Below are 16,940 nucleotides of genomic sequence, written 5' to 3' on the forward strand. Positions count from 1 at the left end.
CGTCAAGTTAATTCTTGGTGGTTTGGATTCAGGGACAGGTATGAGGCGCATCGCTTGTGCTTAGCGATGCCGTAACCACGAATGTCAAAGGTGTTGCCTGAGGTAATGCACAAACTCTCGCGCCAGCTGTGACGGCTCTTCCTGTGTGGGAAGCAGTAGCGCAATTTCGTATCTGATCGCCGGTGAGAAGGGCCTCAGGACAAGATGGCGAGTGAAGGATCGGCTGACCACCGGATCGACGATCCCGACACCCATGCCGGCGCCGACCAGTTCGCACGCCGTCGAGAAGAACTCTGTCTCGGCCACCACGTTCCAGGACGACCCGTAGGCCGAAAAAGCCATGGCCAACTGCTGATAGATAGGATCGCCCTTGAATAGCGAAACGAACGGTACGCCATCCAGATCTGCCGGGGTAATCACCTCCAACTCTGCGAGAGGGTGCCCCATCGGCACCATGCACTGGCATTCATACGAAATCACCTCCATGTTGGCGGTCGGGTAGTCGAGCGGCAGTTCGGCAATGGCCAGGTCGAATTGCTGCGTTGTCATCAACTCACGGACAGACTGGGAGTTTCGGGTGATGATCTTGAGCTCCAGGCCTGGACGCTCCTTCGCGAACTCGGCCATCAACCGCGGCAGCAGGTTGATCGAGATACTGGCGTAGGCCGCGATCGCCAGATGGCCCCGTTTTCCCGTCCTGATCTCCTTGGCGATGCGATGGGTTTTTTCCACCGCTTCCAGCGCACGCTCAGCTTCGACGAAAAACAGTCGGGCTTCAGGTGTGGGTTGCAGGCGACCGCCTTTGCGCACGAACAGCTTGAGACCCGTCTCATGTTCCAGATTGGCGATGGTGCTGCTGATGGCCGGCTGAGAGATGCTCAAAAGCTCTGCCGCGCGGGTCATCGTGCCGTGGATCATCAAGGTCCTGAAACACTCAAGCTGCCGGATTCGCATGGGCCTACCCTATAAATTCAACTTATACCGAGGCCACTTTATATTATTGGTTTGCGGTTTTGTGCTGTGTTTTCCTTGAGTGAAGAGACTCGGCCCGTCGGCCTTTCGTCTTGCGAGGAGAACAACGACATGAATGCAGTAGATACGATTCATAGCGCAGCACTGGTCCGCTTGCCTGCCCGGCGTGGTGTTGCGGTCCGGTTGCATCGGGGGCAAACCCTCAAGCTCATTAACACCCATGGCAAGCAGGTCGTCGATACCTGGGCGTTCAACCCGGATGACCTCTGCGAAGCCATGTCGATGGAGCACAGTCGGCCTTTTTGGTTGAAGCTCAATCCGTGCAAGGGGGACAGTCTCGTGACCAACAAACGTCGAAAAATCCTCACGCTTACGCAGGACACTTCGCCCGGCGTGCATGACACGCTGGTTGCCGCTTGCGACCCGACGCGTTACGTGCAACTGGGGGTTGTCGGCCATCACGACAGTTGCAATGAAAACCTCTTTTTGGCCTTGGATGCCCTCGGCCTGGTGGCGATCGAAACTCCGAGTCCCTTGAACCTTTTCATGAACGTTCCGATTCATCCGGACGGGCGCATCGAGTTCGCCGCGCCGGTCAGTGAGCCGGGGCAGTATGTTTGCCTTACAGCGGAAATGGACGCGATTGTGGTGCTCTCTGCTTGTCCCCAGGACATTACTGCCGTAAATGGAAGGGAGCCCCGGGACGTTCACTACTGCATCCTCTGATGCCAGCCTGCGGGCGAGCGTTGTCCGCCGGCAGGGCACTGAATCCGCTGCAAGCATACCGTCCAGATGCCAGGAGACAATCATGCGCAAGATCCCCCCTCTGAATTCCGTGCGAGCGTTTGAAGCCGTTGCACGCCATCAGAGTTTTTCCGCGGCCGCGAACGAGCTCTCCGTGACCGTCGCCGCGGTCAGTCATCAGGTCCGGCAACTGGAAGACGGGTTGGGGCAAAAGCTCCTTGAACGGGGGCGGACGGTGACCCTCACGCCCGCGGGTAAAGCCATCTATCCGTTGTTGCGAGACGGTTTTGACCAGATTGCCCAGGCCTTTGCCCTGCTGGGTGGGGCAAAGGAGGGCGATGCCATCCAGGTGTCCACCACGCGTGCATTTGCGGAACGATGGCTCATGCCGCGCCTGGCGAAGTTCAACGAGATTTATCCAAGCATCGTGGTGTCGATACACGCCTCGGAGAAACTGGTGGATCTGCGTTCAGAGACCGTCGATCTGGCGATTCGATATGGCCCAGTCGATGCCGGTGTGCGAGGCCCGGTGCTGTTCGAGGATCGGTACATCGCCGTCGCGGATAAAAGCATCTGCCCGGTCGAGCGCACGGCAACGATCGACGACTTTCATAATCGACCGCTGCTGGCGTTCAAATGGAAGAATCAGGCACTCGAAGCCCCCACGTGGTCTGCCTGGCTGGCCCGGACCGAACACGATGCATCCCGGGACCTGCGCATCTCGTGGTACAGCGAAGAAAGCCTTGCACTGCATGCGCTGGAACGAGGGTTGGGACCCTTGCTGTGCAGTGATGTCTTGATTGACGATGAGCTTCGCTCTGGTCGGATTCGTCGGGTGCTGGGCCCGACGTTGACCGGGTTCACCTACCACCTGATAGAAGATAACCATGGCAATCCTCGCCGCAGTCTTTCGTTGTTCAGGGAGTGGCTCCTGGGCGAGGCAAAGTCGTTCAGGGAAAACACCCTTGATGAGGTGGCAGGGCAACAACTGGCGCTTACGTCCTGAAGCCTGCGGCGAGAAGGGTCGATTCTATCGCCAGGGCTGCACTGAGCAGTTGATCATCATGGCCTCGGGTCGTCGAGAACAGGGTTGAGGTGGCGAGCCCGACACTGTCCTTCCCGGACGGAATTGCCACGCCTGGCATATCCAGCAGGCTTCCAATCATGGTGAGTGACAGGGTCTCAAGGTTCACGGCCGCAAAAAGCGCGTCGTCATTCTCCAGTGGCGCCATCGGCGGTGCGACATGCTTGACCGTCGGCATCACCAGAATGGCGCCGTCGAGCTCGTCCTCGATTGCAGCCATCAACCCCTCGCGCAGATGTCGAATCCTGGCTTCGGTGGCCAGGTCGATTTCCTTGGCCGAGCGCAGGCGAGCCTGTACACGCCTGTCCATCCGAGCGCCTAGCGGACCCTCTACGACCGGGCCCAGGAGGCGCCAGGCTTCTATCGCCCCCAACCAGCCTGAGCGACTAATCAGTTCACGGGTATGGGCGACTGTGACAATCGTCCGATACTCAACTTGCGCACCGGCCTCACGAAGCCGCTCCATCATTGAGACAAGGTTGTGGTGTACCGCAGGCTGTAGCGCCGGGTCAGCGATCACACCGTCGTCGACCAAAAAGCGCAGGCCTGAAAGGTTGGCGGCCTGAATGGCCACGCCGCTGAAACCACGCATCGCCGCATCAAGCGCCGAGCAATCGGCAACGGTACGAGCGAAAGAACCCAAGCTATCAAGGGTGACGGCAAGCGGATGAACACCTGCCATGCTGTAGCGGCCCGTGGAAGCCTTGTATCCAACCAAGCCATTGAACGCCGCTGGAATGCGAATCGAACCTGCGGTATCAGTGCCAATGGCGCTGCTGACGATGCCCCGTTGAACCGCAATCGCCGAGCCGGAAGATGACCCGCCAGGCACGCGGCTGTCGTCGCCCACGAGGTCGGAAACCGGCGTTCCAAAATGAGGATTCAGGCCCAGGCCGGAATAGGCAAACTCCGTGAGGTTGGTTTTACCCATCGGGATCATCCCCTGCGCTGTGAGGGCTGCGATGACGGCTGCATCCACGGCTGCCATGGGCGCGTCGATCCGGGTAATGGAGCCGGCGGTTGTTCGACTGCCCACAACATCCAACAGGTCCTTGACCGCGTAGGGGATGCCGTCCAGAGCGCTTAACTGAGTTCCCTCCCGCCACCGTTGGGTCGACGCCTTAGCGTCAGCGATGGCGCGTTGTTCCAATGTGGAAATGAATATGTGCTTTGAGTTCCTGGCCCGGATCAATGCTGACTCGATCAATTCATCAGGTGTGGTAAGGCCCTGTCTCAGGCGCTCGGCGGTTTGCAGCATGGTGATCATGATTTCCCCATCGTTGGTTTGGCGGCGATACAGGGCATCAAGCCGGAGACAGCTGGCTTTGCCGTTCCTCGATCATTTGCCTGACCAGGACGGGAACGGCATCGAAAGCGTTCGCGATGGACGCTTCATGGCGAGTGTCGCCGAACTCCTGGTAGTCGATGGAGATGACATGGGTCTCATTCACGCCCAGGTAGTGCGCACAGGTCTGAATGTGCGTGTCCAGATGGTTCATGGCTTCACGCACGCCACCCGGGCCAAATCCAAACTCGCCCCGGGAAGACAAGATGACTAGCTTCTTGCCGCTCATGATGGGTTCCAGAGGGTAGTCGCCCCGGTCGAGGTCGAATGTGAAAGTCTTGCCGATACGAATCACTTTGTCGAACCACGACTTGAGGGCAGCTGGCATCCCATAGTTGTACATGGGGGTGCCGATTACGATGATGTCGGCCCGGTCGATCTCGTCGATCAGTTCATCCGAGAGGCGAATTTCCTCGCGCTTTTGCGGCGTCATGTGTTCTTCGGGTGTAAAAACCGCGGCGATCCAGGCTTCGGTCACGAACGGAGGGGGGTTATGTCCAACGTCACGGGTGATGATTTGCGTCTTGCCATCACGTTCGACCCAGGCGTCGACAAAAGCCTGGGACAGTTTACGGCTTAGCGAACGGTCGGATCGTGCACTGGCATCAATGTGAAGAAGGGTGGTCATTTCATCTTTCCTGTTAACCCTGAGGTGGAATTACCTCAGCGATTGCAACAAGTTGGCCATGACCTTCGGCACTTCGGCTATTGACATTTATTTGAGGTGCGACAAATAAAATTCAATAAGCGATTTTTATTCGTCGGGCTCGATCGAAATGCCTTCTGTTTTTCGGCATGGCGTGGATATCTCATACCAGAGTGATTTGCGAAATTGAGAAAAACTTAACCCGGCAATTTTTCTAAAGAACAGTTTAGTTATCGTCAATTACATAAAAGTACCGACCTCGCTTTAATGGCTCGGGGCGATTCACGTGGTCGCCGGTCAGCGAGGAAAACAATAATGTCAATGCGTCGCGAGTCTGAAGAAACCTTAATTAACGAAGTCAATTACGATGCGCTGGGCATTGAGCCGGTGCCCGATAGCCATCGTACTTCAACACCGCTGGACCAGTTCTGGATCTGGGCCGGGGCGAATGTCGCGCCGATCAATTGGGTGTTGGGTGCAATCGGTATCCAGTTGGGTTTGAGCCTGATTGAAACCCTGCTGGTGATCGTGGTCGGCAACCTGTTGGGCGCCGCCTTGTTCGGTGCCATTTGCATCATGGGCCACCGCACGGGAGTGCCGCAAATGGTGCTTTCCCGGTTGGCATTCGGCCGACGCGGTGCCTACCTGCCAACCATCATGCAAGTACTGATGCCGATGGGGTGGGTTGCCACGAACACATGGATAGTCCTGGACCTTGCGATGGCCGCCTTGGAAAAAGTCGGTATCAGCGCAGGCATGGAGCTCAAGTACGCTATCGCTTTGGGGGTCATGGTCATCCAAGTGGGTATCGCCGCCTGGGGCTTCAATGCCATCAAGTGCTTTGAGCGCTACACGATGCCGGTGATCCTGCTGATCATGGTCGTGATGACCGGGCTCGCCTTCACCCAGGTGGATATCCAGTGGCAGGCCTCGACCACCGAGGGCATCGGCAAACTGTCGGCCATGAGCAGCCTGATGACAGCGATCGGAATCGGCTGGGGCATTTCGTGGCTGGTGTACGCCTCGGATTACACTCGCTTCACCCAGCGCAAACTCTCGGATGGCCAGGTATTTCGCTCGACATTCCTCGGCATGTTCCTGCCCACGGTGTGGCTGGCGTTTCTTGGCGCTGCCATTGCTTCTGCGGGTGCAGGTTCGGACCCTGCGCAACTCATCATTGCAGTGTTCGGCACGATGGCGTTGCCGGTACTTCTGGTGCTGTTACACGGTCCGGTGGCCACTAATATCGTGGTCATTTACTCGGCGGCACTGGCAACGTTGTCGCTGGATCTGCGAGTACCACGTTGGGTGGTTTCAAGCGTCTCGGGTGTGGTCGCACTGTTCATCCTCTATCTGTTCCTGCAATCCGGCGAGTTTGTGCATGCCTTTGAAAACCTGATGGTCTTCTTCGTGGTGTGGATCAGCCCCTGGGCAGGTATCACGCTGGTTGACTTCTTCCTGATTCGCCGTGGTCAGCTCGATCTTCAATCGCTTTATTGCCATCACTTGGAAAGTGCCTGCACTGACGTGAACTGGAAGGGCATGTTTGCACTTGCCGCTGGCGTGCTGGCGGCCTGGTTATTCCAGGTGGGCACCATTAAATCACTACAAGGCCCTCTGGCAATGGCATTGGGCGGTATCGATCTGTCTTGGTTGGCGGGGTTTAGCGTGGGCGGCGGTATTTATTACGCGTTGCACCGATCACGGCGAACGGAAGTTATTCATTCATCGGCCATGGCCAAGTAAGAAATAGTCTTGTTATTCATTGAAAGAGGTTAATGCAAATGTCCCATCTTGAACAAAACAATGTGCTGGCGGCGTTGAACGCCGGTGCCGAGATTGATGCGTTCCTGGGCAACGTCGTGGAAATCGCGATCGTGACGCGTGACCACAAACGCACCATGGATGGCTTACTCAAGCTGGGGATCGGTCCGTGGCGGGTCTACACCTTCAGCCCGGAAAACACCCAAAACCAGACTTACCACGGTGAACCGGCCGACTTTGTACTGAAAGTTTGCTTCGCGCAGTCCGGCAACATGGTCTGGGAGCTGATGGAACCTGTCTCCGGGCCGACGATTTTCGCTGATTTCCTCGACAAGCATGGCGAAGGCATCCAGCACGTCGCGTATGACTGCAACAACATCCCGTTCGAAGATCGCATCGCTGAATTGGAGCGACGGGGCTTCAAATGCGTGCAGTCAGGTTCCTGGATGGGCGTGAATCATTTCGCGTTCTTCGGCACCGAGGCAGAGACCACCACCGTATTTGAAACCTATGCATTTCCTTCCGATTGGGATTATCCGGAACCGGAGTCGTGGTACCCGCCGCGCGCATAAGTTCACGCGGCATCACCTCGGCGCTGATGACCTGTCATGCGCCGAGGTGCTCGCCACTTCGAAATGACATCAGGAGTACAACCTCATGAACAATGTTCGGATGGATAACATCAGTTGGGTCGATTATGAGCGCCGGGTGCAATCAGGTGCCGTGGTGTTTCTGCCCATCGGCGCAACGGAGCAGCACGGGCCTCACCTGCCTCTGGGAACCGACGCCTTGCTGGCTAGCGCAATCAGCGAAGACGTGGCCAGGGCAATTGATGGCATCGTCGCCCCGACGTTGTCCTATGGCTACAAATCCCAGCCCAAGTGTGGCGGCGGGCAGCACTTTTGCGGAACAACCAGCGTGGATGGCGCAACCCTGATCGCCATGGTTCGGGATGCCATACGTGAGTTCCATCGCCATGGTGTGAAGCGGTTGGTACTGGTGATCGGTCACTATGAAAACCAATGGTTCGTGACCGAGGGCATTGAGCTGGCAATGCGTGACATTGGCCCGGATAGCGGGCTGGAAGTCATGCGCCTGGAGCACTGGGAGTTCGTCAACCCAAAGACGCTCGACAAGATATTTGTCGATGGTTTTCCGGGAATCGCCTTGGAACATGCGGCGGTCATCGAAACGTCGATGATGTTGCATTACTACCCTCAGATGGTTGCTCTGGACAAGATTCCTGATCACGGGCCGGCCGAGTTCCCGGTCTACGATATGTACCCCACGCGAATCGAATGGGTACCTGCCAGTGGCGTTCTGTCCTCGGCGAAGGGTTCCAGCGCCGACAAGGGAAAGCTGTTGGTGATCGATGTCATCAGCGGCATCGTCCAGGCTGTCCAGTCAGAGTTCAGGCTCACTGTGTCCAGCGGCCGGATTGCCTAGTACGTCGATCACCCTCGGTGTATTCGTGGCCGTGTCCACCGACCTGTCTACGCGTGGCATCGAGCACTGTTCCATTTTTTTTCCCGAAGGCAGGGAGCGGGGGACATATCCAGCCATCCTAAACGGCCGGTCGACGCATCGCCAGAATGGCCGCACCGAAGCCGATGAACGTCGAGCCAACGAGCCTGCTGATCCACACGGAAAACGCGGGCCGTTTCAGCACTCCTTTGGCCTGGGCCGCAATGGCGGCATACAGGCTCAAGGAAACCAGCGACAAGCCTGCGAATATCGAGGTGAGGAGCAGGAACTGCGGCAGCAGTGCGGCGCTCTGGTCGATGAATTGCGGGAATAGGGCGGTGAAGAACATCGTCGCCTTGGGGTTGGTGATGGCTGTCAGGAAGGCCGACTTGTACAGCTTTGAACGCGATGGCTTGCTGGTCGTGCCGTCCGCTTGCACATCCTGCGCGAGTATCGGGCTCTTTTTGAACAGTTGCCTGGCACCCAGGTAGAACAGATAACCCGCCCCGAGGACTTTCACGGCGTTGAACAGCCACTCGGAGCTGGCGAGCAACGCGCCAAGGCCCAGCATCGCGGCGGCCGACAAGCAGAACAGCCCGCTGGCGTTGCCCACCGACGACCACACCGCGTAGCGCGGCCCGTAGGCCAGGCTGTTATTGATCGCCATCAGGGTGGCAGGACCAGGACTGGCGATGGCGATGGCCGCGACCAGGGTAAAGGCGAGAATTGAGTGCAGTTCCATTGTTCACATTCGCGGCTGATTGACAGGATGCGCATCCTACAGGAGAACCTGGGGTTGCCTGAATACAGCCGTCACAACGTTTCTATCGGTGTAGCCGCGCTCGGGGTGTTCATCGAGTGGTTCGCGACCCTGCTGGGACCTTGTCTTGAGCGCTGAGTCGTTGGGGCGGCTTTGATGCTACAGTCCGGCCTTTCCCGGGGGAGGGCGCGTCATGCGGATCGTAGTAATGGTTTTGGCGATGGCGTTGCTGGGTGGATGCGCCACGGCCAACGAAACCTTTGGCATGGGCCAGCTCTGCGGTCGCCATCCCTACTGCGGTGCGGCGACCGATATCGAGATCATCAAGGCTTCGACGAACGACAACGACGTATACGCGCGTGCTCTGGCACCTTTTGCAATCGTCGACCTTCCTTTCAGCATCGTCGCCGATACGCTGATCCTGCCTTATACGATTTTTCATATGAGGCCTGCCGAGGAGTAGTGGTATTGCCTTGACGGGGTGAATCCTTGGGGCAGCAATGCGGCATTATCGATCGTTCCCACGCTCCTGCGTGGGAACGTCGCCAGGGACGCTCCGCGTTCCGCTTCTGGAAGGTGACGCAGAGCGTCACGGGATGCATGCCCACGCAGAGCGTGGGAACGATCAATGCCGCTGTTTTTTCAGCCGCGGCTCCCGCCCACGTTTCGCCAGGCACGTTTTTGTCGATGCTGGCAGTTGTGGTGGTGGTTTCAATGGCCTGGTATGCAATGGTCGCAATTGCGCTTTCGCAGCCCAGGATTGCTTGCGCCTATCAAGGTAGAAAAAAAGCAATTGATCGACTGTGTGGTGGTTTGATTTTGTCTCTAGGGGGTCGCCAGCTGGCTTAGCGAGTAGCCGTTGCTGGAGCAAGCCTTCCTCGTTGCACGCCAGGTTGGTCATCCGCTGACCGAGGCCCAACGCTGGACGAGGATGACCTGACAGTACTGCCCCGGCGGTTCAAACCCCGGCGATGGCCTCGCGAACGAAGTCTTCGTAGGTGCGCAACGGACCCCCGAGGATCGCCTGCAGCTGTTCCACGGTTCCTTCAGCAGCCTGCATGCCAAACGTCTGGATACCGGACATCATCAGCCGCATGTCATAAGCCAGCCAGGCGGGACCGTACGCGGCCAATTGTGCTTCGAAGGCGGCCACATCGTCACCACCGTAGGCGATCTCGCGACCCAGGGCGGAACTCCATATCTTCGCCGCGGCGGCACCGGTCAGTGCTTGTGGGCCGACCAGCTCCAGGGTTACACGGTCCAGGGCCGAAGGTGCCTTGTCGCGTCGCAGCAACTCGGCAGCGGCGATGTCGGCGATGTCGCGGGCATCGATCATCGAGACGCCCTTCGAGCCGATCGGCATCGGGTACACCGAGTAGTTCTGAATTGTCTGCTGGACCATCAATTCGTTTTGCATGAAGTAAGCCGGACGCAGGATGGTTGCGGCCATGTCGAGGCTTTCGATCATGCGCTCGACCGTATGCTTGCCGGTGAAGTGCGGCACGTGGGTGAACTTGTCGGCATGAATCACCGACAGGTAGACGATGCGCTCGATGCCAGCCTCGCGAGCGAGGTTCAAGGTGATGAGGGCTTGTGTCACCTCGTCGGGCGTCACGGCGTTGAGCAGGAACAGCGTACGCACCGATACCAGCGCCTCGCGCAGCGAAGGGACATCGGTGAGGTCGGCAACGACTTCAGTCACGCCCGCCGGGAATGTTCCCTTGCCAGCCTGGCGAACGAGGGCTTTGACGTCGGCGCCTGCGTCGGCGAGGCGCTGGATGATGAGTGAACCGATGGTGCCCGTGGCGCCGGTAACGAGAATGCTCATGTTGAATCTCCTGCAAAAGGGGGGTAGCCGGAAAAGTCCGCAACGGCCTTGTCGGCCCGTTGCGATGTTCAAACGATATTCCGTTGCAGAAACAAAACGAAGGCGCCAGGATGTAGACACTCCGTTTCAAAAGTGGAACAGCATGAACTTGAACGCGCTGATCGATTTCACCCTCGTCGCAACGAATGAGGGCTTGGGCAAGGCAAGCCGTGCGAGCGGAATATCCAAGGCAACCTTGTCGCGCCGTATCGCCGACCTTGAGGAGCAACTGGGCGTCAGGCTGATCGAGCGCAGTGCGCGTGGGCTGAAGCTCACCGAGGCTGGGGAGCTGCTGCTGAGCAGGGCCGAAGGGCCGTTGGCCGAGGTGGCGGAAGCCATGGCGGCGGCGAAGGAGGGCGTATCGACGCCTCGCGGACGCTTGCGTGTCGCTGCCCCGGTCCTGTTTTCGCAGCTTGCGATGGGCGGCATCGGCGCAGCGTTTTGTGCGGCTTATCCTGACGTCACGATCGAGGTCATTGCGGAGGATCGCGTGGTTGATCTCGTCGAGGAACAATTTGATGTCGCCATCCGGATCAACCCCAGCCCGGACAGCAGTTTGGTCGGCCGCTGCTTCGCCAAGGACCGGCTGGTGGTGGTGGCCGCGCCTGGACTACCTCGGCCTGCCCCCGGCGCCATCCGCTCAGTTCCCGGCATTGTGGTGTCCAGTTTCGAGCCGACCCGTTGGACACTCGACGGCGGCAGCCTGATTCTGGAGCCGATCCCCAGGCTGCGGTTCTCTTCGTTCCTGATGATCCGCGATGCAGCCATCGCCGGAGGTGGGGCTGCCCTCATTCCACAGTCCATCGCATGGAGCCAGTTGGCCAGTGGCGAGTTGGTCCAGTGGGGCACGGTATCGGGGAAAGAAGCCGAGCTCTGGGTCTTGCACACGTCCAGGCGTCTTGCCGCACCGAAGGTTCGCGCATTTGTCGATTTCATGTGCGCCAGGTACCCGGACATGTCGTTGGTACTGAAGGGGTAGGGACGATCAATCTCACGTCGGGTTGTCGGCAATGAGCCTCACCCTGTGGCAATCGGACGGTCCGAGTTTCTGACCGCTTGAGGATCGAACATCCATCTGCATGAGCGCCTGCCCGGACGTGTTGTCCAACAGCACGGAACGCGTTTCTCCCGGCTCGAACAGGAAGCGTTCGCCCCACTGTCGCAGGCTGACCACGACCGGAAAGATCTCTCGTCCTTTCTCCGTCAGGACGTATTCCTTGTAGGCACTTCCATCTGAGGCGGGGCGAACGTCGAACACACCCACCTCGACCAACGCTTTGAGTCGCGAAGCCAGAATGTTCTTGGCCACGCCCAAGCTCTTTTGAAATTCACTGAATCGGCGGATGTCGTCGAATGCGTCGCGGATGATCATGAGCGACCAGCGATCGCCAATCACGTCCAGTGTCCTGGCTACCGGGCATTCGCTGTTTTGCGGTGAAGCGTTTTCCATTCTATTGACCTTCTGAAAAAGGATCGCAAATCCGGTCGATGTCTGTGGTTGCAAATTGAAACCTGATCGGGTGACAATCCATTCAGGTTTTTAATTGAAACCAGTTTAGCGCCAAGGAGGCGTGCATGACAGCAGATGCCGACTGTTTCACCCAGCAGCCTTCGGGAAATTTGAGTGACGAGCAATGTGCGGGGCTTTCGCCGGCGCTCACGTTATTGTTTTCGGTGACCTGTGCATTGGCCGTCGCCAATGTCTACTTTGCCCAGCCCTTGCTCGCCTCGATGGCCGAGAGCCTGGGCGTCGCTTCAGGATTGATCGGGGTTGTGGTCACGGCCACTCAAGTGGGGTATGCGCTGGGGTTGCTGTTCATCGTCCCGCTGGGGGACAGGGTCAACCGTAAACGACTGGTTTGCGCGCAATTGGTGTTGTCCGCGCTTGTGCTGGCGGCCGTCGGTGCAGCCCAGCATTGGTTGGCTTTGCTGGGGGCGATGATCGTGATGGGCTTGCTGGCGGTGGTTGTCCAAGTGCTGGTGGCCTATGCCGCCGTGCTGTCCTCGCCCTCTCAACGGGGGCAGGCCGTGGGAACCGTCACCAGCGGCGTTGTCCTGGGTATTCTCCTGGCGCGGTTTACCTCTGGAATGATCGCCGACCTGGCGGGCTGGCGCGGGGTTTATTTCGTTTCCGCGGGATTGATGCTGACCATTGCTGCAGTGTTCTGGGCAGTGGTGCCTGCCGCCGTGTCACCCCCTGACCGGCAGCCTTATCTGGCACTCATCCGGTCGCTGTTCAAGCTGTTCATGACCGAGCCGGTGCTACGGGTCCGGGGGCTGCTGGCCTTGCTGATCTTTGCCGCGTTTTCGGTGTTATGGACCGCTATGGTGCTGCCGTTGAGCGCTGCGCCGCTGTCGCTTTCACACACGGCTATCGGGCTGTTTGGCCTGGCTGGCGTCGCCGGGGCCCTGGCAGCCAGAAGGGCCGGTCGTTGGGCCGATCAAGGTTTTGGACGGCGCGTTACCGGCTGGTCGCTGGGGCTCCTGACGCTTTCCTGGCTGCCCATCGCGTTTACCGAGACCTCCCTGATCGCACTGGTGTGCGGCGTGGTGTTGCTCGACTTTGCGGTGCAAGCCGTGCATGTCACCAACCAGAGCTTGATCTTCGCTGCACGTCCCGACGCGCAAAGTCGCATGGTCGGCGCTTATATGTGCTTCTACTCGGTGGGCAGCGCACTGGGCGCGGTGGCCGCGACCCAGGTCTATGCGCTGTGGGGCTGGATGGCGGTCAGCCTGCTAGGCGCCTTGATCAGCCTCGCCGCGTTGGCGGTATGGAGGCTCTCGCTTCATTGCGGCCACTGTTCAAGCAGGATCGAGACAAACTTTTCCGCAGCCGGGGAGAGCGATGCGCCCCGGCGGTAGACCAGGCCCAGCGAGCGGTTTACCACCGGCTCGATCAGCGGCACGCTGACCAGCGTTGGATGATCCCCGGCCGGCATCGCCAGGCTGGGCATCGCCGACACGCCGAGGCCAGCCTCGACCAATCCCAGCGACGTCGACAAGTGCTGCACTTCGTAAAACCATTGCGGACGCCAGCTCAGGCCCGACAGCGCGTGGTCCAGCAGCATGCGGTTGCCGCTCAGGCGACCGACGCCGATCAGCCGATAATCACTGAGTTCGGACCAGGTAACCGCACTGCGTTCAGCCAGTTCATGATCGCGCCGGCAGGCCAGCACAAAGGGTTCGTTGACCAGGGGTACGAACTCGATGTCCGGGTGCTGGCCGCTCATCATGTTGATGCCGAAATCGGCTTCGCCGCGCAGTACCGCTTCGAGCCCTTCGTTGGCGCTGAGGTCGAGCAGGCGGATGCGGATTTTCGGGTAGCGCTCGTTATAGAGGCGAATCACTGAAGGCAAGAAATAGAAGGCCGCCGTAGGAATGCACGCCAAGGTCACCCGGCCGATCTGTCGCTCCGCCAACTCGCGGATGTTGAGAATCGAGTCGTCGAAATCATCCAGCAGGCGCCGCGCCTTGGGCAGGAAATCACGCCCGACACTCGTCAGGCTGACCTTGCGGGTCGTGCGATCGAGCAACGCGGTTCCCAGGCCTTCCTCAAGTTTTTTCATCCGTCGGCTCAAGGCTGGTTGTGACAGATGCAGTGCGTCGGCGGCTTCGTGGAAACTGCCAAGTTCGGCGATTTTCACGAAAGATCGTATGTCCTGGAGTTCATATTCCATGTGCTACCTCACCGGGAAAGGGCAGTGCGCGATGGCAATTAGCGTAAAACAATTCATTTGTGAAACGCAATAATCGCTCTGATCTTTGCATTGGAAACACTTTTAAAACCCTGACACTCTTGTTTCCAGAGCATCAATTATCCAGATTGATTAACAAGAGTTAGTGATCATGCAGCGAATTCCTTGTGTGCTAATGCGCGGCGGTACGTCCAAAGGCCCGGTGTTTCTCGCCTGGGATCTGCCGGTCGCCATCGCTGAACGCGATGAGCTGCTGCTCAACCTGATGGGCTCCGGCCACGAGCTGGAAATCGACGGCATCGGTGGCGGCAGTCCACAAACCAGCAAAGTGGCGATCGTCAGCCCATCGCTGCACCCTGACGCGGATGTCGATTATTTGTTCGTCCAGGTCATGGTTTCCCAGCGTCGGGTCGATACCGCCCCCAACTGCGGCAACATGCTCTGCGCCGTCGGCCCGTTCGCTATCGAGCAGGGCCTGGTCAAGCCTACCGGCGACCTGACCCGTGTGCGTATTCGCAACCTCAATACCGGGACTTTCGTGAATTCCGAAGTGCAAACCCCGGAAGGCAAGGTCAGTTATGAAGGCGACACCGCCATCGACGGCGTGCCCGGCACAGCCGCTCCGGTGCAACTGACGTTCCTTGATGCCGCAGGCAGCAAGACGGGGAAACTCTTCCCGACCGGGCAAACCCAGGACCTGATCGACGGCATTGCGGTGACGTGCATCGACATGGCGATGCCGATGGTGATCGTCGATGCCAGTCAGCTCGGCAAGCGCGGCGATGAAAGTCCCGCCGAACTGGACGCTGATAAAGCCTTCCTGCAGCGCCTGGAGTCCCTGCGCCTGAAAGCCGGCCTGGCCATGGGCCTGGGTGATGTCAGTGACAAGGTCATTCCCAAACCGGTGCTGGTGTCTCCGGCCAAGTCTGGTGGGACGATCCAGGTGCGTTATTTCATGCCGCACAGCTGTCATCGTGCTTTGGCGATCACCGGCTCCATCGGCCTGGCCACCGCGTGCGTGACCGAGGGCAGCGTCGTCGCACAGTTGCTCGGTACCGTCAGTGAGCCGCGTTTGCAGCAAGTTCGCATCGAGCACCCCAGCGGCGGTATCGATGTGGTGTTGTCCTACACCGGCGAAAAGGGTGAGACCATTCGTGCTTCGGTGGTACGCACCGCCCGCCGACTTTTCTCTGGTTTCGTCTACGCCACGGTTTCCCAGCGCCTGGCCGGATAGCCCAGGCAGACCTCGTCATTGCATCAGCTACTCAATAACAACAAGAGATCTGACATATGCTCGCTTTACTTGGCTTGGCCATGGTGGTGGTCTTCACCTTCCTGATAATGACCAAACGGTTGTCACCGATCGTCGCCCTGACGGTGGTGCCCATCGTCTTTGCCGTGCTCGGCGGCTTTGGCGGGACCACCGGCAAGATGATGCTGGACGGCCTGAAAATGGTCGCGCCGTCGGCGGCGCTGCTGTTGTTCGCGATCCTGTTTTTCGGCCTGATGATCGACGCCGGTCTGTTCGACCCGCTGATCCGCAAGATCCTCAAGCGGGTCAATGGCGACCCGATGAAGATCGCCGTGGGCACGGCGCTGCTGTCGCTGTTGGTGGCGCTGGACGGTGACGGCACGACGACGTACATGATCACCTGTGCCGCGATGCTACCGCTGTACAAGCGCATCGGCATGAACCCGATGATCCTGGCGACCGTTTCCATGCTCTCCTTGAGCATCATGAGCGGCATGACCCCTTGGGGCGGCCCCGCAACCCGTGCGATCGCAGCGCTGGGCCTGGATGCCGGTGAGTATTTCGTGCCGTTGCTGCCGACCATGATCGGTGGGGCCGCATGGGTGGTGTTCACGGCGTTCCTGTTGGGTCGTGCCGAGCGCAAGCGCATCGGCAACGTTCAACTGCAAAGCGGCGGCGGTAATTGCTACATCAACGCGATCATGGAAGACACGCCACACAAACGCCCGAAACTGGCCTACGTCAACCTGCTGCTGGTGGTCGCGGTGATGGTCGCACTGGTGATGGGGCTCATGCATTCGGCGATCCTGTTCCTGATCGGTTTCGTCCTGGCGCTGATGATCAACTATCCGCAACTGGATATTCAGAAGGAACGCATTCTCGCCCATTCGGGCAACGCCATGACCGTAGTCCTGCTGGTGTTTGCCGCGGGCATCTTCGCCGGGATTTTCTCCGGGACGAAAATGGTCGATGCGTTGGCACAAACCCTGGTCGACTGGATTCCGCCTTCCTGGGGCCATCTTTTCCCGCTGGTGGTGGCGATTACCAGCATGCCGCTGACCTTCGTGCTGTCCAACGATGCCTACTACTTCGGTGTCGTGCCGATCCTGGCCAACGCCGCGGCTGCCTATGGCATTGATCCGGTCGAAATTGCCCGGGCGTCCATTCTCGGCCAGCCGGTGCACCTGATGAGTCCGCTGGTGGCCTCGACCTTGTTGCTGGTGGGCATGGTCGACCGCGACCTGGGCGACTTCCAGAAAGCCACCGTCAAATGGGCGGTGCTCACCTCCCTGGTGATTACCGCGCTGGCCCTGCTGACCGGGGCGCTGACGCTGTTTTCCTGATTCA

18 protein-coding genes and 1 pseudogene are annotated in these 16,940 nt (G+C 59.0%); 12 read left to right on the plus strand and 7 right to left on the minus strand.

All coding sequences use genetic code 11. The features are described from left to right. Positions 1–84: 84 nt before the first annotated feature. Entirely contained in the window at positions 85–954 is an 870-nt protein-coding gene (locus Q7F16_RS00240) for a LysR substrate-binding domain-containing protein (RefSeq protein ID WP_041476012.1), read from the minus strand. Between the two features lie 129 nt (positions 955–1,083). Between Q7F16_RS00240 and Q7F16_RS00245 the strand changes: the two genes are divergently transcribed. Both Q7F16_RS00245 and Q7F16_RS00250 read left to right on the plus strand, forming a co-directional pair. Continuing rightward, the gene (locus tag Q7F16_RS00245) at positions 1,084–1,698 is read left to right on the plus strand and encodes a DUF1989 domain-containing protein (protein WP_204127733.1); all 615 of its coding nucleotides are present in this window, start codon (positions 1,084–1,086) and stop codon (positions 1,696–1,698) included. An 82-nt stretch (positions 1,699–1,780) separates the two neighbouring features. Beyond that, on the plus strand, positions 1,781–2,722 hold the full coding sequence (locus tag Q7F16_RS00250) for a LysR substrate-binding domain-containing protein (RefSeq protein WP_041476013.1): 942 nt from the start codon (positions 1,781–1,783) through the stop codon (positions 2,720–2,722). Here the strand turns inward: Q7F16_RS00250 and Q7F16_RS00255 are convergent. After that, positions 2,712–4,067, minus strand: coding sequence for an amidase family protein (locus tag Q7F16_RS00255; protein ID WP_409555371.1), 1,356 nt, complete (start codon positions 4,065–4,067; stop codon positions 2,712–2,714). The two genes, Q7F16_RS00250 and Q7F16_RS00255, sit on opposite strands and share 11 nt — an antisense overlap. Before the next feature lie 37 nt (positions 4,068–4,104). Next, a complete protein-coding gene (locus tag Q7F16_RS00260) occupies positions 4,105–4,773 on the minus strand; it encodes an FMN-dependent NADH-azoreductase (RefSeq protein WP_014339020.1) in 669 nt (222 codons plus the stop codon). A gap of 333 nt (positions 4,774–5,106) precedes the next feature. Here Q7F16_RS00260 and Q7F16_RS00265 point away from each other — a divergent pair, with 333 nt between their 5' ends. From Q7F16_RS00265 to Q7F16_RS00275, 3 genes are all read left to right on the plus strand, one after another. Beyond that, positions 5,107–6,537: a purine-cytosine permease family protein gene (locus Q7F16_RS00265; protein WP_409555372.1), complete on the plus strand. Its 1,431-nt coding sequence runs from the start codon at positions 5,107–5,109 to the stop codon at positions 6,535–6,537. A gap of 38 nt (positions 6,538–6,575) precedes the next feature. Then, complete coding sequence (locus Q7F16_RS00270; RefSeq protein ID WP_041476369.1) at positions 6,576–7,127, plus strand: VOC family protein; 552 nt, start codon at positions 6,576–6,578, stop codon at positions 7,125–7,127. Between the two features lie 85 nt (positions 7,128–7,212). Continuing rightward, positions 7,213–8,001 carry a creatininase gene (locus tag Q7F16_RS00275; RefSeq protein ID WP_014339023.1) on the plus strand — a complete coding sequence of 263 codons (789 nt, stop codon included), beginning with the start codon at positions 7,213–7,215 and terminating at the stop codon, positions 7,999–8,001. A gap of 118 nt (positions 8,002–8,119) precedes the next feature. On the opposite strand, the gene Q7F16_RS00280 is transcribed toward Q7F16_RS00275, so the two are convergent. Then, entirely contained in the window at positions 8,120–8,761 is a 642-nt protein-coding gene (locus Q7F16_RS00280; protein WP_046062789.1) for a LysE family translocator, read from the minus strand. A gap of 27 nt (positions 8,762–8,788) precedes the next feature. On the opposite strand from Q7F16_RS00280, the gene Q7F16_RS00285 reads away from it, so the two are divergent. The 3 genes and pseudogenes from Q7F16_RS00285 to Q7F16_RS00295 form a co-directional block, all read left to right on the plus strand. Continuing rightward, positions 8,789–8,917 carry a hypothetical protein gene (locus Q7F16_RS00285; RefSeq protein ID WP_264084030.1) on the plus strand — a complete coding sequence of 43 codons (129 nt, stop codon included), beginning with the start codon at positions 8,789–8,791 and terminating at the stop codon, positions 8,915–8,917. Positions 8,918–8,972: 55 nt separating this feature from the next. Next, a complete protein-coding gene (locus Q7F16_RS00290) occupies positions 8,973–9,242 on the plus strand; it encodes a YceK/YidQ family lipoprotein (RefSeq protein ID WP_409555373.1) in 270 nt (89 codons plus the stop codon). Positions 9,243–9,409: 167 nt separating this feature from the next. Beyond that, positions 9,410–9,628, plus strand: a pseudogene (locus Q7F16_RS00295) (LysE family translocator); the annotation flags it as partial. Positions 9,629–9,737: 109 nt separating this feature from the next. Here Q7F16_RS00295 and Q7F16_RS00300 read toward each other — a convergent pair. Beyond that, positions 9,738–10,607, minus strand: a complete 870-nt coding sequence (locus Q7F16_RS00300) for an NmrA family NAD(P)-binding protein (protein ID WP_409555374.1) — start codon at positions 10,605–10,607, stop codon at positions 9,738–9,740. Between the two features lie 142 nt (positions 10,608–10,749). Here Q7F16_RS00300 and Q7F16_RS00305 point away from each other — a divergent pair, with 142 nt between their 5' ends. Continuing rightward, positions 10,750–11,625 (plus strand): LysR family transcriptional regulator, encoded by an 876-nt coding sequence (locus Q7F16_RS00305; protein ID WP_046062787.1) that lies wholly within the window; start codon positions 10,750–10,752, stop codon positions 11,623–11,625. 12 nt (positions 11,626–11,637) lie between these two features. Here the strand turns inward: Q7F16_RS00305 and Q7F16_RS00310 are convergent, their stop codons facing one another. Continuing rightward, entirely contained in the window at positions 11,638–12,096 is a 459-nt protein-coding gene (locus Q7F16_RS00310; protein ID WP_046062786.1) for a winged helix-turn-helix transcriptional regulator, read from the minus strand. A gap of 125 nt (positions 12,097–12,221) precedes the next feature. On the opposite strand from Q7F16_RS00310, the gene Q7F16_RS00315 reads away from it, so the two are divergent. Continuing rightward, positions 12,222–13,508 carry an MFS transporter gene (locus tag Q7F16_RS00315; protein ID WP_409555375.1) on the plus strand — a complete coding sequence of 429 codons (1,287 nt, stop codon included), beginning with the start codon at positions 12,222–12,224 and terminating at the stop codon, positions 13,506–13,508. Here the strand turns inward: Q7F16_RS00315 and Q7F16_RS00320 are convergent. Next, on the minus strand, positions 13,433–14,323 hold the full coding sequence (locus Q7F16_RS00320) for a LysR family transcriptional regulator (protein WP_003200706.1): 891 nt from the start codon (positions 14,321–14,323) through the stop codon (positions 13,433–13,435). The two genes, Q7F16_RS00315 and Q7F16_RS00320, sit on opposite strands and share 76 nt — an antisense overlap. A gap of 169 nt (positions 14,324–14,492) precedes the next feature. Here Q7F16_RS00320 and Q7F16_RS00325 point away from each other — a divergent pair, with 169 nt between their 5' ends. Together Q7F16_RS00325 and Q7F16_RS00330 are read left to right on the plus strand one after the other, a co-directional pair. Further along, on the plus strand, positions 14,493–15,575 hold the full coding sequence (locus Q7F16_RS00325) for a 4-oxalomesaconate tautomerase (protein WP_046062784.1): 1,083 nt from the start codon (positions 14,493–14,495) through the stop codon (positions 15,573–15,575). Positions 15,576–15,631: 56 nt separating this feature from the next. Further along, entirely contained in the window at positions 15,632–16,936 is a 1,305-nt protein-coding gene (locus tag Q7F16_RS00330; RefSeq protein WP_018600453.1) for a CitMHS family transporter, read from the plus strand. Positions 16,937–16,940 lie beyond the last annotated feature (4 nt).

It is taken from the genome of Pseudomonas sp. Lb2C2 (assembly GCF_052112205.1).
Taxonomy (GTDB): Bacteria; Pseudomonadota; Gammaproteobacteria; order Pseudomonadales; family Pseudomonadaceae; genus Aquipseudomonas; species Aquipseudomonas kilonensis.